Below are 25,617 nucleotides of genomic sequence, written 5' to 3' on the forward strand. Positions count from 1 at the left end.
GTTGTGCAAATACAGTGGTGGGGGCGGTTGCCTGCGTTTTCAACTCCGACTGCCCGGTCACCTTGACTATCGGGAAAACGGTGTTACAACCAATAGAGCCCACAGTGGGTAAAAAAGATCCGCGGAGTCAATTCTTTTATCGAATTCGATTGCGGATGAACGGGATGATACTCCAGCGATGGAGACTGGTGCAGAGGGATTTGGGTATGTCAGGCGGCAAGGTTAAAGACGAGATAGACGACAAGGCCAAAGATAAGGGCAAAGACAGGGCCAGAGAAAAGGCCAAAGCCAAACCCATTTTCAGCGGCACGGTGAAATGGTTCAACAATGCCAAGGGATTCGGCTTTATCAATACCGACGCCCACCAAGGCCGCGATGAGGATGGCAAGGACATCGATTTCTTTGCGCATTACTCGGCCATCGAAATGGAAGGCTACAAAACCTTGAAAGCCGGACAAGCCGTATATTTCAATATCGTCCAGGGCCCGAAAGGACTGCACGCCCACGATATAATGGACAAGGCGTCCGTTGACGCCGCCGCAGCTGCAGCCGCCGCAACCAGCATGCGCACCAATGTAGTGGGCTGAGCCCGCCACCCAAGGCATCCGGTTATAAAAAACCGCCGAACTCACATATCGAGATCGGCGGTTTTTTGTGTATCCGCGTTTTACATATGCGAAATCAACGCATCCCCGAAGCCCGAAGACGAAACCAGCTTGGCCCCATCCATCAAGCGTTCGAAGTCATACGTCACTGTCTTCGCCCCGATCGCACCATTGGTGCCCTTGATGATCAGATCTGCCGCTTCGGTCCAGCCCATGTGCCGCAGCATCATCTCGGCCGAGAGAATCAGCGAACCCGGGTTGACCTGATCCTTGCCGGCGTATTTCGGCGCGGTACCGTGGGTCGCTTCGAACATCGCCACGGTGTCGGACAGGTTGGCGCCCGGTGCAATACCGATGCCGCCCACTTCTGCCGCCAGGGCGTCGGACAGGTAGTCGCCGTTGAGGTTAAGCGTCGCGATCACATCGTACTCGGCCGGACGCAGCAGGATCTGCTGGAGCATGGCGTCGGCGATGGCATCTTTGACCACTACGTTCTTGCCGGTTTTCGGGTTCTTGAACTGCATCCACGGACCGCCGTCGAGCAGGGTCGCACCGAATTCTTCCGCCGCCACCTCGTAGGCCCATTCCTTGAAGGCACCTTCGGTGAACTTCATGATGTTGCCTTTGTGCACGATGGTCAGCGAATCGCGATCGTTATCGACCACATATTGCAGAGCCTTGCGCGCCAGACGCTTGGTGCCCTCGCGAGAAACCGGCTTGACGCCGATGCCGCAGTTTTCGTCGAAACGGATCTTGGTGACGCCCATTTCTTCTTTAAGAAATTTGATGACTTTGGTGGCTTCCGGCGAACCGGCCTTCCACTCGATGCCCGCGTAGATGTCTTCGGAGTTCTCGCGGAAGATCGTCATGTCGACGTCGCCGGGCTTTTTCACCGGGCTAGGCACGCCTTCAAACCAGCGCACCGGGCGCAGGCAGACGTAGAGGTCGAGTTGCTGACGCAGGGCCACGTTCAGCGAGCGGATGCCGCCACCCACCGGAGTGGTCAGCGGGCCCTTGATGGAAACGACGTAATCCTTGACCGCGTCGAGAGTTTCCTGCGGCAACCAGGTGTCCTGATCATAAACCTGGGTGGCTTTTTCCCCGGCGTAGACTTCCATCCAGGAAATCTTGCGCTTGCCGCCGTAGGCCTTTTCAACAGCAGCATCGACAACCTTGATCATCACCGGACTGATGTCGACACCAATACCGTCACCTTCGATGAAGGGGATGACCGGGTTATCAGGAACATTGAGAGAATGGTCTGCATTGACGGTGATTTTGTCGCCGACGGCTGGAACCTGAATCTTCTTGTAACCCATGCTGAACTCCATTGTTTGGATTGAACACCTGGCTTGCTTCGAGCGTAACCCAGTTGAATCAACACGCAAACCCTATGTTCCGCCGCCGCGCACATCTCGTTTCGTACAAGCCTGAAAGCAAAGGGAAAAGCGCCAAACTCCAGCATTCGTAACGACTCTTTGCCCAACCCTGCCCTGCGACCTTTAGACCAATGGACGAGAATCGTTGCATATGAACCATCGGCAGATTGCCAGCTACCTATGTATAATGCCGCCCGCTGACCACAGGGTCACGACGGCTGGCCTCTCTAGTACGAGACTTTCCGCCTGATTGGTCGGGCTGTTACCGCAGCCTGACTGCTTGACGCTCTACTGATGCACCCAACATCACCGCGAAGAATCTCGACATTCGGTTCATGGATGACTTTGAACGAACGCGCTTACCCGGCGCCCCTCGAGTTTCTGCGCACGCTTTAGCAAAGAAGAGAGAGTTAATCCGAATATGCCCACCCGCTCGAAGATCATCTATACCTTCACCGACGAAGCTCCTGCCCTCGCCACCTATTCCCTGCTGCCGATCATCGAGGCTTACACCGCCTCGGCCGATATCGCCGTGGAAACCCGCGATATCTCTCTTGCAGCACGCATCCTGGCAAGCTTCCCCGAGCAACTGGGCGACAAAGCCGTAGCCGACCACCTCGCCGAACTGGGCGAACTGGCCGTTACGCCTGAAGCCAATATCATCAAGCTGCCGAACATCAGCGCTTCGGTGCCGCAACTGCAAGCCGCGATCAAAGAGCTGCAGGCGCAGGGCTACAACCTGCCGGACTACCCGGAAACCGTGACCAGCGACGCCGACAAAGACGCCAAGGCGCGTTACGACAAGGTCAAGGGCAGCGCCGTGAACCCGGTTCTGCGTGAAGGCAACTCCGACCGTCGCGCTCCGCTGTCGGTGAAGAACTACGCGCGCAAGCACCCGCACAAAATGGGCGCCTGGGCCAAAGACTCCAAGTCCCACGTCGCTCACATGAGCACCGGCGATTTCTACGGCAGCGAAAAAGCCGCCCTGATCGACGCCGCTGACGCCGTGAAAATCGAACTGATCGCCAAGGACGGTACTTCGACCGTTCTGAAAGAAAAAACCACCGTTCAGGCCGGCGAGATCCTCGACTGCGCCGTGATGAGCAAAAACGCCCTGCGTACGTTCATCGCTGCTGAAATCGAAAGCGCCAAGGCCCAGGGCGTGTTGCTCTCGGTGCACCTGAAAGCGACCATGATGAAGGTCTCCGACCCGATCATGTTCGGCCAGATCGTTGCCGAGTACTACAAAGACGCGCTGACCAAGCACGCTGACGTGCTGGCCGAGATCGGCTTCAACCTGAACAACGGCATCGGCGACCTGTACGCGCGCATCAAAGCGCTGCCGGCCGAGCAGCAAGCGCAAATCGAAGCCGACATGGCGGCGGTCTACGCTGTGCGTCCGGCGCTGGCGATGGTCAACTCCGACAAAGGCATCACCAACCTGCACGTGCCGAGCGACGTCATCGTCGACGCCTCGATGCCAGCGATGATCCGTGACTCCGGCAAGATGTGGGGCACCGACGGTCAGCTGCACGACACCAAGGCAGTGATCCCGGATCGTTGCTACGCCACCATTTACCAGGCCGTGATCGAAGACTGCAAGGCCAATGGCGCGTTCGATCCGACCACCATGGGCAGCGTGCCGAACGTCGGTCTGATGGCGAAGAAAGCCGAAGAATACGGCTCGCACGACAAGACCTTCCAGATCAAGGCTGACGGCGTGGTTCGCGTCACCGACAGCAAAGGCACCGTGCTGATGGAGCAGGCCGTTGAAGCCGGCGACATCTTCCGCATGTGCCAGACCAAAGACGCGCCGATCCAGGACTGGGTCAAACTGGCCGTCAACCGCGCTCGCGCAAGCAGCACCCCGGCGATCTTCTGGCTCGACCCGATGCGCGCTCACGACGGCGTGGTGATCGAGAAGGTTCAGGCGTACCTGAAGGATCACGACACCGCCGGTCTGGACATCCAGATCATGGCGCCGGTCGATGCAATGAAGTACACCCTGCAGCGCACCCGCGAAGGCAAGGACACCATTTCGGTGACCGGCAACGTACTGCGTGATTACCTGACCGACCTGTTCCCGATCATGGAACTGGGCACCAGCGCCAAGATGCTGTCGATCGTGCCGCTGATGAACGGCGGTGGCCTGTTCGAAACCGGCGCTGGCGGTTCGGCGCCGAAGCATGTGCAGCAACTGGTTGAAGAAAACTTCCTGCGCTGGGATTCGCTGGGTGAGTTCCTCGCCCTCGCCGCTTCCCTCGAGCACTTGGGCGTGAACTACAACAACCCGAAAGCCCTGGTGCTGTCGAAGACTCTGGACCAGGCCACCGGCCAGTTCCTCGACAACAACAAGTCGCCATCGCGTAAAGTCGGCAACATCGACAACCGCGGCAGCCACTTCTATCTGGCGATGTACTGGGCTCAGGCCCTGGCTGCCCAGACCGAAGACGCTGCACTGCAAGCGCAGTTCGCGACGCTGGCCAAAACCCTGACCGAGAACGAGGCGACCATCGTTGCCGAGCTCAACGCCGTTCAGGGCAAGCCAGTCGACATCGGCGGTTACTACCACGCCGACGCCGAGCTGATCAGCCAGGCCATGCGCCCAAGCGCAACCTTCAACGCGGCGATTGCTGCGCTGGTTTAAGGTTGTAGTGCGGTAAACAAACCCCGGCCCTGTGCCGGGGTTTGTGTTTTCAGACTTTGTGATCAGCACAAAACCCTTGCAGGAGTGAGCCTGCTCGCGATAGCGGTATACCATTCACCATAAATGGCAACTGATGCACCGCTATCGCGAGCAGGCTCACTCCTACAGGGGATTGGGTTTCACACTTCAGAATTGAGGATGATTTATGGAATGGCTGCCCCACATCACCGTCGCCACCATTGTCGAAAAAAACGGTCGCTTCCTGATGGTCGAAGAACACAAGGCCGGGCGCAATGTGTTCAATCAGCCCGCCGGGCATCTCGAGCCGGATGAAACCCTGATCGAAGCCGCCGTGCGCGAAACCCTCGAAGAAACCGGCTGGGACGTCGAGCCCACCGGCGTCATCGGCATTTACCTGTACACCGCGCCGAGCAACGGCGTGACTTACCAGCGTGTGTGCTTCAGCGCCAAAGCCGTCAAACACCACCCGGACTATCAGCTCGACGACGGCATCCTCGGCGCCAAGTGGCTGACCCGCGACGAATTATTGGCTCAACGGGACAACTGGCGCAGCGAGCTGATCATGCGCTGCATCGACGATTACCTGGCCGGCCATCACTTCAGCCTCGAACTGATCCGCCCTTCCCTTTAGCCTTGCGGCCGCGAGCCTGATAGAATCGCGCCCTTTTCCAAGACACTCATTGAATCCCTATGCGTGATCCAGCCCCTTCTGACACATCCAAGAAGCGCGTCATTGTCGGCATGTCCGGCGGCGTGGACTCTTCCGTTTCCGCTCTCCTGCTGATCGAACAGGGGTATGAGGTGGAAGGCCTGTTCATGAAGAACTGGGAAGAAGACGACGGAACGGAATACTGCACCGCCATGGACGACCTGGCGGATGCTCAGGCTGTCTGCGACAAGATCGGTATCAAACTGCACACCGCCAACTTCGCCGCCGAGTACTGGGACAACGTGTTCGAGCACTTCCTGGCCGAATACAAGGCCGGACGCACGCCGAACCCGGACATCCTGTGTAACCGCGAGATCAAGTTCAAGGCGTTCCTCGACTACGCGATGATGCTTGGCGCCGACCTGATCGCCACCGGCCACTACGTGCGCCGCCGCGACATCGATGGCCGCACCGAACTGCTCAAGGGCCTGGATCCGAACAAGGATCAGAGCTACTTCCTGCACGCCGTTGGCGGTGAACAAATCGCCAAGACCCTGTTCCCGGTCGGCGAACTGGAAAAGCCGGAAGTGCGCGCGATTGCCGAGAAATATGAGCTGGCGACCGCCAAGAAGAAGGATTCCACCGGGATCTGCTTCATCGGCGAGCGGCGCTTCAGCGACTTCCTCAAGCAATACCTGCCGGCGCAACCGGGCGAGATCAAAACCACCGAAGGCGAAGTCATCGGCCGTCACCACGGCTTGATGTACCACACTATCGGTCAGCGCCAGGGCCTTGGCATCGGTGGCTTGAAAGACGCCGGCGATGAACCGTGGTACGTGCTGCGCAAGGATCTGGACGTCAACGAACTGATCGTCGGCCAGGGCAACAACCATCCGTGGCTGTTCTCCGGCGCCCTGCTCGCTTCGGACATCTATTGGGTCAACCCGATCGACCTGAGCCAGCCGCTGCGCCTGACTGCCAAAGTGCGTTATCGCCAGAGCGATCAGGCCTGCACCCTGGAGAAAACCGCCAGCGGCTATCGCGCCGTGTTCGACGAACCGCAACGCGCGGTGACGCCGGGCCAATCGGTGGTGTTCTATGACGGTGAAATCTGCCTCGGCGGCGGCGTGATCGAAGTCGCCGAGCCGTGGAGCGGCCAGGCATGAGCCCGACTCAGGAGCAACTGACGGCGCTGGGCGGTGTGTTTCTGGCCGCCGTGCTGGTCGACCGCATCGCCAAGACCGGCCAGACCAACGAAGCTGGCCTGAGCTGCATGCTCGGCAGCCTGCTGGTGCGCGACCCGAAAGACACGCTGGACGTGTACGGCGGCGATGACATCAATCTGCGCGAAGGTTATCGGGCGCTGATTGGCGCTTTGGAGCGCGATCCGAGCACCTTGCAGCGCGAGCCGCTGCGTTATGCGCTATCGATGCTAGGCCTGGAACGTCAACTGGCCAAACGCGACGACATGCTCGACACCATCAGCAAGCGTTTGCCGCAGATCCAGTCGCAGGTCGAGCACTTCGGCCCGGCCCACGAAAACGTGGTGGCGGCTTGCGGCGCGCTGTATCAGGACACCCTGAGCACCTTGCGCCAGCGCATTCAGGTGCACGGCGACATGCGCAACCTGCAACAACCGAGCAATGCCTCGAAGATTCGCGCCCTGCTGCTGGCCGGGATTCGTTCGGCGCGCTTGTGGCGCCAGCTCGGCGGGCATCGCTGGCAGTTGGTGATCAGCCGCCGCAAGCTGCTCAAAGAGCTGTATCCGCTGATGCGCAGCGAGTAAACGCGGCGCAATACCGGTTTTGTAGTCTGTAACGCGTAATACGCCGGTCAGTTGGCGACGGACCGGCGGATTTTTTCATGTATGATACGCGCCCCATTTCGTTGCCCGACTGTCCGAGAACACCCCATGCAGCTCTCTTCGCTCACTGCGGTTTCCCCTGTTGACGGCCGCTACGCCGGCAAAACCCAGGCCCTGCGCCCGATTTTCAGCGAGTACGGCCTGATCCGTGCCCGCGTTCTGGTTGAAGTACGCTGGCTCCAGCGCCTCGCCGCCCACGCCGGTATCCCTGAAGTGCCGGCCTTCTCCGCCGAGGCCAACGCCGTTCTCAATGAACTGGCTGAAAACTTCTCGCTGGAGCACGCCGAGCGCGTCAAAGAGATCGAGCGCACCACCAACCACGACGTCAAGGCGATCGAATACCTGCTCAAGGAGCAGGCGGCCAAGCTGCCGGAGCTGGCCAAGGTCAGCGAGTTCATCCACTTTGCCTGCACCAGCGAAGACATCAACAACCTGTCGCACGCGCTGATGCTGCGCGAAGGCCGTGACGACGTGATGCTGCCGCTGATGCGCCAGACCGCCAACGCCATCCGCGAACTGGCCATCCGTTTCGCTGACGTGCCGATGCTGTCGCGCACCCACGGCCAACCAGCCTCGCCAACCACGTTGGGCAAAGAGCTGGCGAACGTGGTTTACCGTCTCGAGCGGCAGATCGCGCAAGTCGCTGCCGTACCGCTGCTGGGCAAGATCAACGGCGCCGTCGGCAACTACAACGCGCACCTGTCGGCCTACCCGCAGATCGACTGGGAAGCCAACGCCCGCGCCTTCATCGAAGACGAGCTGGGCCTGGGCTTCAACCCGTACACCACGCAGATCGAACCGCACGACTACATCGCTGAGCTGTTCGACGCGATCGCGCGATTCAACACCATCCTGATCGACTTCGACCGTGACATCTGGGGCTACATCTCCCTGGGTTATTTCAAGCAGCGCACCATTGCTGGCGAAATCGGTTCGTCGACCATGCCGCACAAGGTCAACCCGATCGACTTCGAAAACTCCGAAGGCAACCTGGGCATCGCCAACGCATTGTTCCAGCACCTGGCGAGCAAACTGCCGATCTCCCGCTGGCAGCGCGACCTGACCGACTCCACCGTTCTGCGCAACCTCGGTGTCGGCTTCGCCCACAGCGTGATCGCTTACGAAGCCAGCCTCAAAGGCATCAGCAAGCTCGAACTCAACGAGCAGAAGATTGCCGCTGACCTCGACGCGTGCTGGGAAGTGCTGGCCGAGCCGATCCAGACCGTGATGCGCCGCTACAACATCGAAAACCCGTACGAAAAGCTGAAAGAACTGACCCGCGGCAAGGGCATCAGCCCTGAAGCGCTGCAGACTTTCATCGATGGCCTGGACATGCCAGCCGAAGCGAAAGCCGAGCTCAAGCAACTGACCCCGGCCAACTACATCGGCAACGCTGTGGCACAAGCCAAACGCATCTGATCGACCGTTTGCCCCGTTCAAGACGCCCGGCCGCGCCGGGCGTTTTTATTCCCGTCTGAAAAGTGCTTTTTTTCAATAGGTTACATATGAATTCCGATATTCCTCTTCAACTTCTGGGCGGCCTCACGGCACGCGAATTCCTGCGTGACTACTGGCAGAAAAAACCTCTGCTGATCCGTCAGGCGATTCCTGACTTCGAAAGCCCGATCGACGCCGACGAGCTGGCCGGCCTGGCCCTGGAAGAAGAAGTCGAATCGCGCCTGGTCATCGAGCACGGCGAGCGCCCATGGGAACTGCGTCGCGGCCCGTTCGCCGAAGACGAGTTCAGCAAATTGCCGGAAAAAGAGTGGACCCTGCTGGTACAAGCGGTCGACCAGTTCGTCCCGGAAGTCAGCGAGCTGCTGGAAAACTTCCGTTTTCTGCCGAGCTGGCGCGTCGACGACGTGATGATCAGCTTCGCCGCTCCCGGTGGCAGCGTTGGCCCGCACTTCGATAACTACGACGTGTTCCTGCTGCAAGGCCACGGTAAGCGCAACTGGAAAATCGGCCAGATGTGCAATTCCGAGAGCCCGCTGCTGCAACACGCCGACCTGCGCATCCTCGCCGAATTCGAACAGACCGAAGAATGGGTCCTGGAACCGGGCGACATGCTTTACCTGCCGCCGCGCCTGGCTCATTGCGGTGTCGCGGTCGACAACTGCATGACCTACTCGGTCGGCTTCCGCGCGCCGAGCGCTGCTGAAGTACTCACCCACTTCACCGACTTCCTCAGCCAGTTCCTGACTGACGAAGAGCGCTACACCGACGCCGATGCCAAGCCGGCGGCCGACCCGCATCAGATCCAGCACGATGCGCTGGACCGCCTGAAGAGCTTGCTTGCCGAGCACATGAGCGACGAGCGTCTGCTGCTGACGTGGTTCGGCCAGTACATGACCGAGCCGCGCTACCCGGAACTGGTGGTCGGCCCGGAAGACGTCGAGGAGGAAGATTTCCTCGCTGCCCTGCAGGACGGCGCCGTGCTGATTCGCAACCCGAGCGCGCGTCTGGCCTGGTCGGAAGTCGATGACGACCTGCTGCTGTTCGCCAGCGGCCAGAGCCGTTATCTGCCGGGCAAACTGCGCGAACTGCTGAAGCTGATCTGCGCCGCTGACGCCCTGCACGCCGATAACGTCGGCGACTGGCTGAACGACGAAGACGGTCGCAGCCTGCTCTGCGAACTGGTCAAGCAAGGTAGCCTGGGGTTCGCCGATGAATAAAATTCGCGTTCGTGTCGCAGACTGGCAGAAGGACATCGCCGAGATCCGGCGCATTCGTGAAACGGTGTTCATCGCCGAACAATCGGTGCCACCCGAGCTTGAGTGGGACGCGGACGACGCGACCGCCGTGCATTTTCTGGCGTTTGAAGGCGACTACCCGATCGGCACCGCGCGTTTGCTGCCCGATGGACACATCGGCCGGGTCTCGGTGCTGAAAGACTGGCGCGGAATGAAAGTCGGCGACGCGCTGATGCAAGCGGTCATCGCCGAAGCGGAAGCGCGCGGCCTGAAGCAGCAAATGCTCAGCGCACAGGTGCAGGCCACGGCGTTCTACGAGCGCCTGGGTTTCAGCCTGGTCAGCGAGGAATTCCTCGAGGCCGGGATTCCGCATGTCGACATGGTTCGGCATTCGGCCTGAGCACTGCACTGATCGTTCCCACGCTCTGCCTGGAAATGCCTCTCGGGACGCTCCGCGTCCCTTGCGGCATGTGACGCAGAGCGTCACGGGCTGCATTCCTTTGCTGCGCGTGGGAACGATCAGGCAAGCCCCCCCCAAAAAACCGCCCCGCCATCTCACGATGCCGGGGCGCTTTGCTGTCTACGATTCAACTTGCCCCACCCCGGGCCGACAAACTGGCAATATCAAGCCTTTCGAACGCGGAGATAACGGACATGTCCCTACGCACCCTGCTCACCACACTGCTGCTCGGCTGCAGCTTTTCGGTGCTGGCAGCCACAGAAATCGTGCCCCTCAATTACCGCACCAGCGCCGACATGCTGCCGATGGCGCAAGACTTCCTCGGCAAGGACGGCCAGGTCAGCGCCTATGGCAATCAGCTGATCATCAAGGCCGACCCGGACAAGATCCAGGAACTCAAGGCGCTGATCGGGCAACTCGACACCGCGCCCAAGCGCTTGCTGATCACCGTCGATACCAATGAAAACAACGGCCGTGGCGACGAAGGCTATTCAGTCAACGGCGCGCAGCCGAATCAGACCCGCATCATCAGCCGCAGCACCACCAGCCGTAACGGCGGCGTCCAGCAGGTCCAGACCAGTGAAGGCACGCCGGCGCTGATCCAGGTTGGCCAGAGCGTGCCGATCACCAACACCCAGAGCGATTCCTACGGCGGCTACAGCAGCGAGACCCAATACCGCAACGTCACCCAGGGTTTCTACGTCACCGCCAGCGTCACCGGCGACACCGTTCATCTGGCGATCAGCACCAACCGTGACCGCATGAGCCAGGAACGTCCCGATGTAGTGAACGTGCAAAGTACCGACACAACCGTCACCGGGCGCCTCGGTGAGTGGATCACTCTGGCGGGCGTCAACAGCCAGACTCAGGCCGATAAACAGGGCCTGGCCCGCAGCTACTCGACTCAAGGCCGCGATGACATGACCTTGCGGGTGAAAGTCGACGCACTGGACTAAAGCACCGAAAACTGACTGATTAGTCGTATTGGACGAAAGATGTAGTGCTCTAAAAAAAGCACTACAAAACGTTTGACGCGAAAAAAAAGCGAAGGCATGATGGCCTCGCTCCCGCTAATCAGGGGCCCTGGCAAGGGCCTTCGAAGCGCCGCCCGCACCTACCCCGCGAGCCGTTTCGTGTCTGTACCGCCCACAAGGCGTGTTTGACGAGGTTGCCGACTGGAACGAAGTTGTCCCGAGGGACGGAAGCGTATTTAGGTAACCCGGCTTCACGCTGCAGACCGCATAAAGGCCCACGACGCCGGAATGCGCCCGCACCGCGCCACTACCTGCTCACTTCCCCTCGAGCCCATCGTTCATCCCGTCGCCTACCCCGCCGAATCCGACTTGACCACCTAAGCTTCTGGTCAGCGAGCGCAGGAATTTTCCACCGCAGAACAACTTTTCAATAAAGACGCGACGAGGTTTATCTCCATGGCACTGACACGCGAACAGCAAATTGCAGCCCTCGAAAAAGACTGGGCTGAGAACCCGCGCTGGAAAGGCGTGACACGCACTTACTCCGCTGCTGACGTGGTTCGTCTGCGTGGCTCGGTCCAGCCTGAGCACACTTTTGCGAAGATGGGCGCCGAGAAGCTGTGGAACCTGGTCACCCAGGGTGCCAAGCCGTCCTTCCGTCCTGAGAAAGATTTCGTCAACTGCATGGGCGCCCTGACCGGTGGCCAGGCTGTTCAGCAGGTAAAAGCCGGTATCCAGGCGATCTACCTGTCAGGCTGGCAAGTGGCTGCGGACAACAACTCCGCAGAATCGATGTACCCGGACCAGTCGCTGTACCCGGTGGACTCTGTGCCAACCGTGGTCAAGCGCATCAACAACTCGTTCCGTCGTGCCGACCAGATCCAGTGGAAAGCCGGCAAGAACCCGGGCGACGAAGGCTACATCGACTACTTCGCGCCAATCGTGGCTGACGCTGAAGCCGGTTTCGGCGGTGTACTGAACGCCTACGAGCTGATGAAGAGCATGATCGAAGCAGGCGCCGCCGGCGTTCACTTCGAAGACCAGCTGGCGTCGGTTAAAAAATGCGGCCACATGGGCGGCAAGGTACTGGTTCCGACTCAAGAAGCCGTACAGAAGCTGACCGCTGCGCGCCTGGCGGCTGACGTTGCTGGCACGCCGACCATCATCCTGGCGCGTACCGATGCCAACGCCGCGGACCTGCTGACTTCCGACTGCGACCCGTACGACCAGCCGTTCGTGACTGGCGAGCGCACCCAGGAAGGTTTCTATAAGGTTCGTGCCGGCCTGGACCAAGCCATCGCCCGTGGTCTGGCTTACGCGCCATACGCCGACCTGATCTGGTGCGAAACCGCCAAGCCGGATCTGGAAGAAGCCCGTCGCTTCGCTGAAGCGATCAAGAAGGAATACCCGGACCAACTGCTGTCGTACAACTGCTCGCCTTCCTTCAACTGGAAGAAAAACCTGGACGACGCGACCATCGCCAAATTCCAGCGCGAACTGTCCGCCATGGGCTACAAACACCAGTTCATCACCCTGGCCGGCATTCACAACATGTGGCACAGCATGTTCAACCTGGCGCACGACTACGCCCGCAACGACATGACTGCCTACGTGAAGCTGCAAGAGCAGGAATTCGCTGACGCCGCCAAGGGCTACACCTTCGTGGCGCACCAGCAGGAAGTGGGCACCGGCTACTTCGACGACATGACCACCGTGATCCAGGGTGGCTCGTCGTCGGTGACCGCGCTGACCGGTTCGACCGAAGAAGAACAGTTCCACTGATAGCGCTTCGCTGAGCAAACGGCCTTTGCGGATCGAATAAAAAGCTAACCGCAGAGCCGCAAGACTGACGCCCCGACTGGTTCGGGGCGTTTTTTTGTCTGCGATTCCTCAACACCGCCGATCCCCTGTAGGAGTGAGCCTGCTCGCGATAGCGGTGTGTCAGTTAACGCATGTGCTGGCTGACACCGCTATCGCGAGCAGGCTCACTCCTACAAGGGTTTTGCGGTGTCAGCACAAACATTGATCTGACGCGCCACAAGCGTCGGAAATTTCCGCTACAACGGTAGGCTTTGCTACTTGCAGTAACGCGCAAGTAAGACAACTTCCCAGTCCCTCACCCGATAAACAGTTACAAATCCCACTCAAACGATATCAATTATCATTTAGCCGCAACTATGATCATTACAGCGCAAGCAAAACATTATTCGTGGAAAACCGCCTGATGCCCGGAAAGCCTGGGCCGAAAGGGTTTCGAGGACGGCTATGTCCTTATTCCAATAAATAATTTCGCCATTGGAATTTTACTTGCCGGGTGTTTAGCCATAAAATCAGCCCGATTGATTGCTGCGACATATCGTCACTGCCTTATTTCTTTATCAAGCTCAGAGACCTTTGCTCTCTGTTAAGGATTACCAGCATGCCCGAAGCGACAGGACTCATGGCCCACAACTGGGGCTTTGCCATTTTCCTTCTGGGTGTCGTCGGCCTCTGCGCCTTCATGCTTGGCGTCTCCAGCCTCCTTGGGTCAAAAGCCTGGGGTCGCAGCAAAAACGAACCGTTCGAGTCGGGCATGCTACCTACCGGTGGCGCCCGCTTGCGGCTCTCAGCCAAATTCTATCTGGTCGCGATGCTCTTCGTGATCTTCGATATCGAAGCCCTCTTTCTCTTTGCATGGTCTGTGTCCGTCCGCGAAAGCGGCTGGACCGGATTCGTCGAAGCTCTCGTTTTCATAGCAATTCTGTTGGCAGGTCTTGTCTACCTGTTCCGAGTGGGCGCCCTTGACTGGGCTCCGGAAGCTCGTCGCAAGCGGCAGGCGAAGCTGAAACAATGAGGCTTTGGCAATGCAATACAATCTCACCAGGATCGACCCCGATGCTCCTAACGAGCAGTATCCGATTGGCCAGCGGGAAACCGTTGCCGATCCGTTAGAAGATCAAGTCCACAAAAACATTTTCATGGGCAAGCTCGAAGACGTGCTGAGTGGCGCGGTCAACTGGGGGCGTAAAAACTCCCTGTGGCCGTACAACTTCGGCCTGTCGTGCTGCTACGTGGAAATGACCACCGCCTTCACGGCGCCCCACGACATCGCGCGCTTTGGCGCCGAAGTGATCCGGGCCTCGCCGCGTCAGGCCGACTTCATGGTTATCGCCGGTACCTGCTTCATCAAGATGGCGCCGATCATTCAGCGTCTCTACGAGCAGATGCTCGAACCCAAGTGGGTTATCTCCATGGGTTCGTGCGCCAACTCCGGTGGCATGTACGACATCTACTCCGTGGTTCAAGGCGTGGACAAGTTCCTGCCCGTGGACGTCTACGTACCTGGCTGCCCGCCCCGTCCGGAAGCATTTCTGCAAGGCTTGATGCTGTTGCAGGAATCGATTGGACAGGAGCGTCGTCCGCTTTCCTGGGTCGTTGGTGATCAAGGCGTGTATCGCGCCGACATGCCTTCGCAAAAGGAACAGCGCCGCGAACAGCGAATCGCAGTCACCAATCTGCGCAGCCCTGACGAAGTCTGATCCAGATCTGTTCTTAGTAACGAGAAGCTGGCTTCATTCTTTACGTTGACCGAAAGCGAAAAAATAACCATGACTACAGGCAGTGCTCTGTACATCCCGCCTTACAAGGCAGACGACCAGGATGTGGTCGTCGAATTGAACAACCGCTTTGGCGCCGAAGCGTTCACCGCTCAGGCAACCCGCACCGGCATGCCGGTGCTGTGGGTGGCCCGCGCCAAGCTGGTTGAAGTCCTGACTTTCCTGCGCAACCTGCCCAAGCCGTACGTCATGCTCTATGACCTGCACGGCGTGGACGAGCGTCTGCGCACCAAGCGTCAAGGGCTGCCGACCGGCGCCGATTTCACCGTGTTCTATCACCTCATGTCGCTGGAGCGTAATAGTGACGTGATGATCAAGGTCGCCTTGTCCGAAGGCGACCTCAGCATGCCTTCCGTCACCAGCATCTGGCCGAACGCCAACTGGTACGAGCGCGAAGTCTGGGACATGTTCGGTATCGACTTCAAAGGCCACCCGCACCTGTCGCGCATCATGATGCCGCCGACCTGGGAAGGTCACCCGCTGCGCAAGGACTTCCCGGCGCGCGCCACCGAATTCGATCCGTTCAGCCTCAACCTCGCCAAGCAGCAGCTTGAGGAAGAAGCCGCGCGTTTCCGCCCTGAAGACTGGGGCATGAAGCGTTCCGGCGCCAACGAGGATTACATGTTCCTCAACCTCGGCCCGAACCACCCTTCCGCGCACGGTGCGTTCCGCATCATTCTGCAGCTGGACGGTGAAGAGATCGTCGATTGCGTCCCGGACATCGGTTATCACCACCGTGGCGCCGAGAAGATGGGCGAGCGTCAGTCCTGGCACAGCTACATTCCGTACACCGACCGCATCGACTACCTCGGCGGCGTGATGAACAACCTGCCGTACGTGCTCTCGGTCGAGAAGCTGGCCGGCATCAAGGTGCCGCAGAAGGTCGACGTCATCCGCATCATGATGGCCGAGTTCTTCCGGATCACCAGCCACCTGCTGTTCCTGGGTACCTACATCCAGGACGTCGGCGCCATGACGCCGGTGTTCTTCACCTTCACCGACCGCCAGAAAGCGTACACAGTGATCGAAGCGATCACCGGTTTCCGTCTGCACCCGGCCTGGTACCGCATCGGCGGCGTTGCCCACGACCTGCCGCGCGGCTGGGAAAAACTGGTCAAGGATTTCGTCGAGTGGATGCCCAAGCGTCTGGACGAATACACCAAGGCTGCGCTGCAGAACAGCATCCTCAAGGGTCGTACCGTCGGCGTCGCTGCCTACAACACCAAAGAGGCCCTGGAATGGGGCGTCACCGGTGCCGGCCTGCGTTCGACCGGTTGCGATTTCGACCTGCGTAAAGCGCGTCCGTACTCGGGCTACGAAAACTTCGAATTCGAAGTGCCGCTGGCCGTCAACGGCGATGCCTACGACCGCTGCATGGTCCGCGTCGAAGAGATGCGCCAGAGCATCAAGATCATCGACCAGTGCATGCGCAACATGCCGGAAGGCCCGTACAAGGCGGATCACCCGCTGACCACGCCGCCGCCCAAAGAGCGCACGCTGCAGCACATCGAAACCCTGATCACGCACTTCCTGCAGGTTTCGTGGGGCCCGGTCATGCCGGCCAACGAATCCTTCCAGATGATCGAAGCGACCAAGGGCATCAACAGTTATTACCTGACGAGCGACGGCGGCACCATGAGCTACCGTACCCGGATCCGCACTCCGAGCTTCCCGCACCTGCAGCAGATCCCTTCGGTGATCAAAGGCAGCATGGTCGCGGACTTGATTGCGTACCTGGGTAGTATCGACTTCGTTATGGCCGACGTGGACCGCTAAGCATGAACAGCACGCTTATCCAGACAGACCGTTTCACCTTGAGTGAAACCGAGCGCTCGGCCATCGAGCACGAGCTGCATCACTACGAAGACCCGCGCGCGGCGTCGATCGAAGCCCTGAAGATCGTTCAGAAGGAACGCGGCTGGGTGCCGGACGGTGCCTTGTACGCGATCGGCGAGATCCTCGGCATTCCGGCCAGCGACGTTGAAGGCGTGGCGACGTTCTACAGCCAGATCTTCCGTCAACCGGTCGGCCGCCACATCATTCGCGTCTGCGACAGCATGGTCTGCTACATCGGCGGCCACGAATCGGTGGTCAGCGAAATCCAGAACAATCTGGGCATCGGCCTGGGTCAGACCACCGCCGACGGTCGTTTCACCCTGCTGCCTGTCTGCTGCCTCGGCAACTGCGACAAGGCACCGGCGCTGATGATCGACGACGACACCTTTGGCGACGTGCAGCCTGCTGGCGTGGCCAAACTGCTCGAGGGCTACGTATGACGCTGACATCTTTTGGTCCTGCCAACCGCATTCAGCGCTCGGCCGAGACTCACCCGCTGACCTGGCGTCTGCGCGATGACGGCGAAGCCGTGTGGCTCGACGAGTACCAGGCCAAGAACGGTTACGCTGCTGCGCGCAAAGCCTTCGCCGACATGGATCAGGACGCGATCGTCCAGACCGTGAAAGACGCCGGCCTCAAGGGTCGCGGCGGTGCAGGCTTCCCCACTGGCGTGAAGTGGGGCCTGATGCCCAAGGACGAATCCATCAACATCCGCTACCTGCTGTGCAACGCGGACGAGATGGAGCCAAACACCTGGAAAGACCGCATGCTGATGGAGCAACTGCCCCATCTGCTGATCGAAGGCATGCTGATCAGTGCCCGCGCGCTGAAAACCTACCGTGGCTATATCTTCCTGCGCGGCGAATACACCACCGCCGCCAGGCACCTCAACCGTGCCGTGGAAGAAGCCAAGGCTGCCGGCCTGCTGGGCAAGAACATTCTGGGCAGCGGTTTCGATTTCGAGCTGTTCGTCCACACCGGCGCCGGGCGTTACATCTGCGGTGAAGAAACCGCACTGATCAACTCCCTCGAAGGTCGCCGCGCCAACCCGCGCTCCAAGCCGCCCTTCCCTGCCGCCGTCGGCGTGTGGGGCAAGCCGACCTGCGTGAACAACGTCGAAACCCTGTGCAACGTGCCGGCGATCATCGCCGACGGCGTTGACTGGTACAAATCGTTGGCTCGCGAAGGCTCCGAAGACATGGGCACCAAGCTCATGGGCTTCTCCGGCAAGGTCAAGAACCCGGGCCTGTGGGAACTGCCGTTCGGCGTCACCGGTCGCGAGCTGTTCGAAGATTACGCCGGCGGCATGCGCGACGGCTTCAAGCTCAAGGCCTGGCAGCCAGGTGGCGCCGGTACCGGTTTCCTTCTGCCAGAACACCTCGACGCACAAATGTATGCCGGCGGCATCGCCAAAGTCGGCACCCGTATGGGTACCGGTCTGGCGATGGCGGTGGACGACAGCGTCAACATGGTCTCGCTGCTGCGCAACATGGAGCAGTTCTTCGCGCGCGAATCCTGCGGTTTCTGCACCCCGTGCCGCGATGGCCTGCCATGGAGCGTCAAGCTGCTGATGGCCATCGAACAGGGCAAGGGCCAGCCAGGCGACATCGAGACCCTGCTGGGTCTGGTCGGTTTCCTCGGCCCTGGCAAGACCTTCTGTGCTCACGCACCGGGTGCCGTGGAGCCATTGGGCAGTGCCATCAAATACTTCCGTCCAGAGTTCGAAGCCGGTATCGCGCCTGTCAGCGCCGCCGTCCCGCCTCTGGCAAGGCCGATCGTAGTCGGCGCGTAAACGCTTAAAAAGGCGAAGGGTCCGTGCCCTTCGCCTTTCGTCCGATGACGCCTTTCGGGGCTGACTGGATTCGGACGCATAACAAGATTCCATTAGCCACGCCCGCTGACACCGGGCCAACGAAGACCTTTGAACCATGGCCACTATCCACGTAGACGGCAAAGCGCTCGAAGTCGACGGGGCAGACAACCTGTTACAGGCATGTCTGTCGCTGGGCCTCGACATTCCATATTTCTGCTGGCATCCCGCGCTAGGTAGCGTCGGGGCCTGCCGCCAGTGCGCGGTCAAGCAGTACACCGACGAGAACGACACCCGTGGTCGCATCGTCATGTCCTGCATGACGCCCGCCACCGACAACACCTGGATCTCCATCGACGATGAAGAATCCAAGGCGTTCCGCGCCAGCGTTGTCGAATGGCTGATGACCAACCACCCGCACGACTGCCCGGTGTGCGAGGAAGGTGGTCACTGCCACCTGCAAGACATGACCGTGATGACCGGCCACAACGAGCGCCGTTATCGCTTCAGCAAACGCACCCACCAGAACCAGCAACTGGGCCCGTTCATTTCCCACGAAATGAACCGCTGCATCGCCTGCTACCGCTGCGTGCGTTTCTACAAGGACTATGCTGGCGGCACCGACCTCGGTGTATTCGGCGCCCACGACAACGTGTACTTCGGTCGCGTTGAAGACGGCACCCTCGAAAGCGAGTTCTCCGGCAACCTCACCGAGGTCTGCCCGACTGGTGTGTTCACCGACAAGACCCACTCCGAGCGCTACAACCGCAAGTGGGACATGCAGTTCGCCCCGAGCATCTGCCATGGCTGCTCGAGCGGTTGCAACATCTCGCCGGGCGAGCGTTACGGTGAACTGCGTCGCATCGAAAACCGTTTCAACGGTTCGGTGAACCAGTATTTTCTCTGCGACCGTGGCCGTTTCGGTTATGGCTACGTCAACCGCACCGACCGCCCACGTCAGCCGCTGCTGGCCGACGGCACCAAGCTGAGCCTTGACGACGCGCTGGATAAAGCCGCCGACCTGCTGCGCGGCCGTAACATTGTCGGGATCGGTTCGCCGCGTGCCAGCCTCGAAAGCAACTACGCGTTGCGCGAACTGGTCGGCGCCGAGCATTTCTACTCCGGTATCGAAGCTTCCGAGCTGGAGCGCATCCGTCTGGTCCTGCAGGTGCTCAAAGACAGCCCGCTGCCCGTGCCGAACATGCGCGACATCGAAGATCACGATGCGATCTTCGTCCTCGGCGAAGACCTGACCCAGACCGCCGCGCGCATGGCACTGGCCCTGCGTCAATCGGTCAAGGGCAAGGCTGAAGACATGGCTGAAGCCATGCGCGTGCAGCCTTGGCTCGACGCGGCGGTGAAGAACATCGGTCAGCACGCGCTGAACCCGCTGTTCATCGCCAGCCTCGCTGAAACCAAGCTCGACGACGTCGCCGAAGAATGCGTACACGCCGCTCCCGATGATCTGGCACGCATCGGTTTCGCCGTTGCTCACGCGCTGGATGCCAGCGCCCCGGCCGTTGAAGGTCTGGACGCTGAAGCTCTGGAACTGGCCCAGCGCATCGCCGACGCCCTGCTCGCGGCCAAACGTCCGCTGATCATTGCCGGCACTTCGCTCGGTTCGAAAGCGCTGATCGAAGCCGCGGCAAACATCGCCAAAGCCTTGAAGCTGCGCGAGAAGAACGGTTCGATCAGCCTGATCGTGCCGGAAGCCAACAGCCTCGGCCTGGCCATGCTCGGTGGCGAATCGGTCGACGCCGCGCTGCAAGCGGTCATCGATGGCCAGGCTGATGCGATCGTCGTGCTGGAAAACGATCTGTACACCCGCACCGCCAAGGCCAAGGTCGACGCTGCACTGAACGCTGCGAAAGTGGTGATCGTTGCCGACCACCAGAAAACCGCCACGACCGACCGCGCGCAACTGGTTCTGCCAGCGGCAAGCTTCGCCGAAGGCGACGGTACGCTGGTCAGCCAGGAAGGCCGCGCCCAGCGCTTCTTCCAGGTTTTCGATCCGCAATACCTGGACGCGAGCATCCTCGTTCACGAAGGCTGGCGCTGGTTGCACGCCCTGCGCGCAACCCTGCTGAACCAGCCGATCGACTGGACGCAACTCGACCACGTCACCGCTGCCGTGGCTTCGAGCACCGAACAGCTGGCGCGTATCGTCGATGCCGCGCCGTCGGCGGCGTTCCGCATCAAGGGTCTGAAACTGGCGCGTGAGCCGCTGCGCTATTCCGGTCGCACCGCGATGCGCGCCGACATCAGCGTCCACGAACCACGCATGCCGCAAGACCACGACACCGCGTTTGCCTTCTCCATGGAAGGTTACTCGGGCTCTGCCGAACCGCGTCAGCAGGTGCCGTTTGCCTGGTCGCCGGGCTGGAACTCGCCACAAGCGTGGAACAAGTTCCAGGACGAAGTCGGTGGTCACCTGCGTGCTGGCGATCCGGGCACCCGCCTGATCGAAAGCACCGGCGACTCGCTGAACTGGTTCGCCGCCGCGCCGCGTGCCTTCAACCCGGCGCCGGGTACCTGGCAAGCCGTGCCGTTCTTCCACCTGTTCGGCAGCGAAGAAAACTCTTCGAAAGCCGCACCGGTACAAGAGCGCATTCCGGCACCTTACGTGGCACTGGCGAAATCCGAAGCGGATCGCCTGGGCGTCAACGACGGTGCCCTGCTGAGCCTGAACGTGGCCGGCCAGACCCTGCGTCTGCCGCTGCGCATCAATGAAGAACTGGGCGCCGGTCTGGTGGCATTGCCTGCGGGCATCGCCGGCATTCCACCGGCATTCGCTGGCGTGTCCGTCGACGGTCTGCAGGAGGCAGCGCAATGACCTGGTTCACCCCCGAAGTGATCGATGTGATCCTGACGGTCGTCAAAGCCATCGTGATTCTGCTGGCCGTGGTGGTCGCGGGCGCCTTGCTGAGCTTTGTCGAACGTCGCCTGCTGGGCTGGTGGCAGGACCGTTACGGTCCGAACCGCGTCGGCCCGTTCGGCATGTTCCAGATCGCCGCCGACATGCTGAAGATGTTCTTCAAGGAAGACTGGACCCCGCCGTTTGCCGACAAGGTGATCTTCACCCTGGCACCGGTGGTGGCCATGTCGGCCCTGCTGATCGCCTTCGCAATCATCCCGATCACCCCGACCTGGGGCGTGGCGGATCTGAACATCGGCCTGCTGTTCTTCTTCGCCATGGCCGGTCTGTCGGTCTACGCGGTGCTGTTCGCCGGCTGGTCGAGCAACAACAAGTTCGCCCTGCTGGGCAGCTTGCGTGCCTCGGCGCAGACCGTGTCCTACGAAGTGTTCATGGGCCTGGCCCTGATGGGCATCGTGGTGCAGGTCGGCTCGTTCAACATGCGCGACATCGTCGAGTACCAGGCGCAGAACCTGTGGTTCATCATTCCGCAGTTCTTCGGCTTCTGTACCTTCTTCATCGCTGGCGTCGCCGTGACTCACCGTCACCCGTTCGACCAGCCGGAAGCGGAACAGGAACTGGCTGACGGTTACCACATTGAATACGCCGGTATGAAATGGGGCATGTTCTTCGTCGGTGAATACATCGGCATCATCCTGATCTCGGCGCTGCTGGTCACCCTGTTCTTCGGTGGCTGGCACGGTCCGTTCGGCATCCTGCCGCAACTGTCCTTCGTCTGGTTCGCACTGAAGACCGCGTTCTTCATCATGCTGTTCATCCTGCTGCGCGCGTCCATCCCGCGTCCGCGTTATGACCAGGTGATGGATTTCAGCTGGAAATTCTGCCTGCCACTGACCCTGATCAATTTGCTGGTGACCGCTGCGGTTGTGTTGTGGAACACGCCTGCGGTTGCGGTTCAGTGAGGATTTGACCCATGTTCAAATATATTGGCGACATCGTTAAGGGTACCGGTACCCAGTTGCGCAGCCTGGTCATGGTCTTCGGCCATGGCTTTCGCAAGCGCGACACCCTGCAATACCCGGAAGAACAGGTCTACCTGCCGCCGCGCTACCGTGGCCGCATCGTCCTGACCCGCGACCCCGATGGCGAAGAACGCTGCGTAGCCTGCAATCTGTGCGCCGTGGCGTGCCCGGTGGGTTGCATCTCGCTGCAGAAAGCTGAAACCGAAGACGGTCGCTGGTACCCGGACTTCTTCCGTATCAACTTCTCGCGCTGCATTTTCTGCGGTCTCTGCGAGGAAGCCTGCCCGACCACCGCGATCCAGCTGACCCCGGATTTCGAGATGGCCGAGTTCAAACGTCAGGACCTGGTGTACGAGAAAGAAGATCTGTTGATCTCCGGCCCCGGCAAAAACCCTGATTACAACTTCTATCGTGTTGCAGGTATGGCAATCGCTGGCAAGCCGAAAGGCGCTGCGCAGAACGAAGCCGAACCGATCAACGTGAAGAGCTTGCTGCCTTAAGGAAGAACGATGGAATTCGCTTTCTATTTCGCATCGGGTATCGCGGTGGTGTCCACGCTTCGTGTGGTCACCAACACCAACCCTGTGCACGCCCTGCTCTACCTGATCATCTCGTTGATCGCCGTGGCCATGACCTTCTTCGCCCTCGGCGCACCGTTTGCCGGTGTACTGGAAGTGATCGCCTACGCCGGCGCCATCATGGTGCTGTTCGTGTTCGTGGTGATGATGCTGAACCTGGGCCCGGCCTCGGTTCAGCAGGAACGCACCTGGCTCAAGCCCGGCATCTGGGCAGGACCGGTGATTCTTGCCGGGCTGCTGCTGGCCGAACTGCTGTATGTGCTGTTCGCTCACCAGAGCGGTCAGGCCATCGGCCACACCACCGTAGACGCCAAAGCCGTGGGCATCAGCCTGTTCGGCCCGTATCTGCTGGTGGTCGAACTCGCCTCGATGCTGCTGCTCGCCGCAGCCGTCACGGCGTTCCATTTGGGCCGTAACGAGGCGAAGGAGTAAGACATGCCTGCTATCCCTCTCGAGCATGGACTGGCGGTTGCCGGCATCCTGTTCTGCCTTGGTCTGGTCGGCCTGATGGTCCGCCGCAACATTTTGTTCGTGTTGATGAGTCTGGAAGTGATGATGAACGCCTCTGCTCTGGCCTTCATCGTTGCGGGCGCCCGCTGGGCGCAGCCGGATGGACAAATCATGTTCATCCTGGTGATCAGCCTGGCAGCCGCCGAGGCCAGTATTGGCCTGGCGATCCTGCTGCAACTGTATCGCCGCTTCCACACGCTCGATATCGACGCTGCCAGTGAGATGCGCGGATGAACCTGATCTTTCTGACTTTCGTATTTCCTTTAATCGGTTTCCTGCTGCTGTCGTTCTCCCGTGGACGCTGGTCGGAAAACCTCTCGGCGCTGGTCGGCGTGGGTTCCATTGGCTTGTCGGCGATCGTCACCGCTTACGTCATCTGGCAATTCAACGTCGCGCCTCCCGAAAGCGGTCACTACACGTTGGTGCTGTGGCAGTGGATGGCGGTGGAAGGCTTCAAGCCTGATTTCGCCCTCTACATCGACGGCCTGTCGATCACCATGCTCGGCGTGGTGGTCGGCGTCGGTTTCCTGATCCACCTGTTCGCGTCCTGGTACATGCGCGGCGAAGCGGGCTACTCGCGCTTCTTCTCGTACACCAACCTGTTTATCGCCAGCATGCTGTTCCTGGTGCTCGGCGATAACCTGTTGTTCCTGTACTTCGGCTGGGAAGGCGTGGGCCTGTGCTCGTACCTGTTGATCGGTTTCTACTACAGCAACCGCAACAACGGTAATGCCGCGCTCAAGGCCTTCATCGTGACCCGGATCGGTGACGTGTTCATGGCCATCGGCCTGTTCATCCTGTTCCAGCAAGTGGGCACGTTGAACATCCAGGAGCTGCTGGTGCTGGCACCGCAGAAATTCCAGGTCGGCGACTTCTGGATCACCCTGGCCACCCTGATGCTGCTGGGTGGTGCGGTCGGTAAATCGGCACAACTGCCGCTGCAAACCTGGCTGGCCGATGCGATGGCCGGCCCTACCCCGGTGTCGGCACTGATTCACGCTGCGACCATGGTAACCGCCGGTGTCTACCTGATCGCCCGTACCCACGGTCTGTTCACCCTGGCGCCGGACATCCTGCACCTGGTCGGGATCGTCGGTGGTGTGACGCTGGTGCTCGCTGGTTTCGCCGCTCTGGTTCAAACCGACATCAAACGTATCCTCGCCTACTCGACCATGAGCCAGATCGGCTACATGTTCCTGGCGCTGGGCGTCGGTGCCTGGGATGGCGCGATTTTCCACCTGATGACCCACGCCTTCTTCAAGGCTCTGCTGTTCCTTGCTTCCGGTGCGGTGATCGTTGCCTGCCATCACGAGCAGAACATCTTCAAGATGGGCGGTCTGTGGAAAAAGCTGCCACTGGCCTACGCCAGTTTCATCGTGGGTGGTGCTGCACTGGCCGCTCTGCCACTGGTCACCGCGGGCTTCTACTCCAAGGACGAAATCCTTTGGGAAGCGTTCGCCAGCGGCAACCACGGTCTGCTCTACGCCGGTCTGGTCGGTGCGTTCATGACGTCGCTGTACACCTTCCGCCTGATCTTCATCACGTTCCATGGTGAAGCCAAGACCGAAGCCCACGCTGGTCACGGCATCGCACACTGGCTGCCGCTGTCGGTGCTGATCGTTCTGTCGACTTTCGTCGGCGCGATGATCGTGCCGCCGCTGCACGGCGTTCTGCCAGAAAGCGTCGGGCATGCCGGTGGCGAAGCCAAGCACAGTCTGGAAATCGCCTCGGGCGCCATCGCCCTGGCCGGTATCCTGCTGGCGGCCCTGCTGTTCCTTGGCAAGCGTCGTTTCGTCACGGCGATCGCCAACAGCGGCATCGGCCGTTTCCTTTCGGCCTGGTGGTTCGCTGCCTGGGGCTTCGACTGGATCTACGACAAACTGTTCGTCAAGCCGTACCTTGCGATCAGCCATGTACTGCGCAAAGACCCGCTCGACCAGACCATCGGTCTGATCCCGCGTATGGCCAAGGGGGGTCACACTGCCCTGAGCCGTACCGAGACCGGTCAACTGCGTTGGTATGCCGCCTCGATGGCTGCTGGTGCCGTGCTGGTAATCGGCGCCATCGTGCTGGTAGCGGTCTGATATGAACCTTGCGA

The 25,617-nt window shown here is 60.3% G+C and carries 22 protein-coding genes; 21 read left to right on the top strand and 1 reads right to left on the bottom strand.

Annotated features, from left to right (window positions below):
* Positions 1-296 precede the first annotated feature (296 nt).
* Entirely contained in the window at positions 297-587 is a 291-nt protein-coding gene (locus BLU52_RS14750) for a cold shock domain-containing protein (RefSeq protein WP_090288580.1), read from the top strand.
* A gap of 80 nt (positions 588-667) precedes the next feature.
* Here BLU52_RS14750 and icd read toward each other — a convergent pair whose 3' ends face one another.
* Positions 668-1,924, bottom strand: coding sequence for an NADP-dependent isocitrate dehydrogenase (gene icd / locus BLU52_RS14755; protein WP_090284351.1), 1,257 nt, complete (start codon positions 1,922-1,924; stop codon positions 668-670).
* A gap of 481 nt (positions 1,925-2,405) precedes the next feature.
* Between icd and BLU52_RS14760 the strand changes: the two genes are divergently transcribed.
* The 20 genes from BLU52_RS14760 (at position 2,406) to nuoL (ending at position 25,603) form a co-directional block, all read left to right on the top strand.
* The gene (locus BLU52_RS14760) at positions 2,406-4,631 is read left to right on the top strand and encodes an NADP-dependent isocitrate dehydrogenase (protein ID WP_090284353.1); all 2,226 of its coding nucleotides are present in this window, start codon (positions 2,406-2,408) and stop codon (positions 4,629-4,631) included.
* Between the two features lie 205 nt (positions 4,632-4,836).
* Positions 4,837-5,283 (top strand): NUDIX hydrolase, encoded by a 447-nt coding sequence (locus tag BLU52_RS14765; RefSeq protein ID WP_090284355.1) that lies wholly within the window; start codon positions 4,837-4,839, stop codon positions 5,281-5,283.
* Positions 5,284-5,342: 59 nt separating this feature from the next.
* Entirely contained in the window at positions 5,343-6,467 is a 1,125-nt protein-coding gene (gene mnmA, locus BLU52_RS14770; RefSeq protein WP_090284358.1) for a tRNA 2-thiouridine(34) synthase MnmA, read from the top strand.
* The gene (hflD, locus tag BLU52_RS14775) at positions 6,464-7,087 is read left to right on the top strand and encodes a high frequency lysogenization protein HflD (protein WP_090284360.1); all 624 of its coding nucleotides are present in this window, start codon (positions 6,464-6,466) and stop codon (positions 7,085-7,087) included. The genes mnmA and hflD overlap by 4 nt, the downstream gene beginning before the upstream one ends.
* Positions 7,088-7,213: 126 nt before the next feature.
* Positions 7,214-8,584: an adenylosuccinate lyase gene (gene purB, locus BLU52_RS14780; protein ID WP_003223822.1), complete on the top strand. Its 1,371-nt coding sequence runs from the start codon at positions 7,214-7,216 to the stop codon at positions 8,582-8,584.
* Positions 8,585-8,670: 86 nt separating this feature from the next.
* Positions 8,671-9,840: a ribosomal protein uL16 3-hydroxylase gene (locus BLU52_RS14785; RefSeq protein WP_090284362.1), complete on the top strand. Its 1,170-nt coding sequence runs from the start codon at positions 8,671-8,673 to the stop codon at positions 9,838-9,840.
* Positions 9,833-10,258: a GNAT family N-acetyltransferase gene (locus BLU52_RS14790; protein WP_090284364.1), complete on the top strand. Its 426-nt coding sequence runs from the start codon at positions 9,833-9,835 to the stop codon at positions 10,256-10,258. The genes BLU52_RS14785 and BLU52_RS14790 overlap by 8 nt, the downstream gene beginning before the upstream one ends.
* A 254-nt stretch (positions 10,259-10,512) precedes the next feature.
* Entirely contained in the window at positions 10,513-11,274 is a 762-nt protein-coding gene (locus tag BLU52_RS14795) for a secretin N-terminal domain-containing protein (protein ID WP_090284366.1), read from the top strand.
* Positions 11,275-11,748: 474 nt separating this feature from the next.
* Positions 11,749-13,074 carry an isocitrate lyase gene (gene aceA / locus BLU52_RS14800; RefSeq protein WP_003223815.1) on the top strand — a complete coding sequence of 442 codons (1,326 nt, stop codon included), beginning with the start codon at positions 11,749-11,751 and terminating at the stop codon, positions 13,072-13,074.
* A gap of 637 nt (positions 13,075-13,711) precedes the next feature.
* Complete coding sequence (locus BLU52_RS14805; protein ID WP_003223812.1) at positions 13,712-14,125, top strand: NADH-quinone oxidoreductase subunit A; 414 nt, start codon at positions 13,712-13,714, stop codon at positions 14,123-14,125.
* Between the two features lie 10 nt (positions 14,126-14,135).
* Positions 14,136-14,810 carry a NuoB/complex I 20 kDa subunit family protein gene (locus BLU52_RS14810; RefSeq protein ID WP_016775278.1) on the top strand — a complete coding sequence of 225 codons (675 nt, stop codon included), beginning with the start codon at positions 14,136-14,138 and terminating at the stop codon, positions 14,808-14,810.
* Positions 14,811-14,879: 69 nt separating this feature from the next.
* Positions 14,880-16,664 (top strand): NADH-quinone oxidoreductase subunit C/D, encoded by a 1,785-nt coding sequence (gene nuoC, locus BLU52_RS14815; protein WP_076563524.1) that lies wholly within the window; start codon positions 14,880-14,882, stop codon positions 16,662-16,664.
* A gap of 2 nt (positions 16,665-16,666) precedes the next feature.
* Entirely contained in the window at positions 16,667-17,164 is a 498-nt protein-coding gene (gene nuoE, locus BLU52_RS14820) for an NADH-quinone oxidoreductase subunit NuoE (protein WP_003223804.1), read from the top strand.
* On the top strand, positions 17,161-18,516 hold the full coding sequence (nuoF, locus tag BLU52_RS14825) for an NADH-quinone oxidoreductase subunit NuoF (protein ID WP_090284368.1): 1,356 nt from the start codon (positions 17,161-17,163) through the stop codon (positions 18,514-18,516). Before nuoE ends, nuoF begins: the two co-directional genes overlap by 4 nt.
* Before the next feature lie 136 nt (positions 18,517-18,652).
* Positions 18,653-21,367, top strand: coding sequence for an NADH-quinone oxidoreductase subunit NuoG (nuoG, locus tag BLU52_RS14830; RefSeq protein ID WP_090284371.1), 2,715 nt, complete (start codon positions 18,653-18,655; stop codon positions 21,365-21,367).
* The gene (gene nuoH, locus BLU52_RS14835; protein WP_090284373.1) at positions 21,364-22,371 is read left to right on the top strand and encodes an NADH-quinone oxidoreductase subunit NuoH; all 1,008 of its coding nucleotides are present in this window, start codon (positions 21,364-21,366) and stop codon (positions 22,369-22,371) included. The genes nuoG and nuoH overlap by 4 nt, the downstream gene beginning before the upstream one ends.
* An 11-nt stretch (positions 22,372-22,382) precedes the next feature.
* Positions 22,383-22,931, top strand: a complete 549-nt coding sequence (nuoI, locus tag BLU52_RS14840; RefSeq protein ID WP_016775283.1) for an NADH-quinone oxidoreductase subunit NuoI — start codon at positions 22,383-22,385, stop codon at positions 22,929-22,931.
* Between the two features lie 9 nt (positions 22,932-22,940).
* A complete protein-coding gene (nuoJ, locus tag BLU52_RS14845; protein WP_090284375.1) occupies positions 22,941-23,441 on the top strand; it encodes an NADH-quinone oxidoreductase subunit J in 501 nt (166 codons plus the stop codon).
* A 3-nt stretch (positions 23,442-23,444) separates the two neighbouring features.
* Positions 23,445-23,753: an NADH-quinone oxidoreductase subunit NuoK gene (gene nuoK, locus BLU52_RS14850; RefSeq protein WP_003180046.1), complete on the top strand. Its 309-nt coding sequence runs from the start codon at positions 23,445-23,447 to the stop codon at positions 23,751-23,753.
* Positions 23,750-25,603 carry an NADH-quinone oxidoreductase subunit L gene (nuoL, locus tag BLU52_RS14855; RefSeq protein ID WP_090284377.1) on the top strand — a complete coding sequence of 618 codons (1,854 nt, stop codon included), beginning with the start codon at positions 23,750-23,752 and terminating at the stop codon, positions 25,601-25,603. The genes nuoK and nuoL overlap by 4 nt, the downstream gene beginning before the upstream one ends.
* The last annotated feature ends 14 nt before the right edge of the window (positions 25,604-25,617 follow it).

It is taken from the genome of Pseudomonas granadensis, assembly GCF_900105485.1.
Lineage (GTDB): Bacteria > Pseudomonadota > Gammaproteobacteria > Pseudomonadales > Pseudomonadaceae > Aquipseudomonas > Aquipseudomonas granadensis.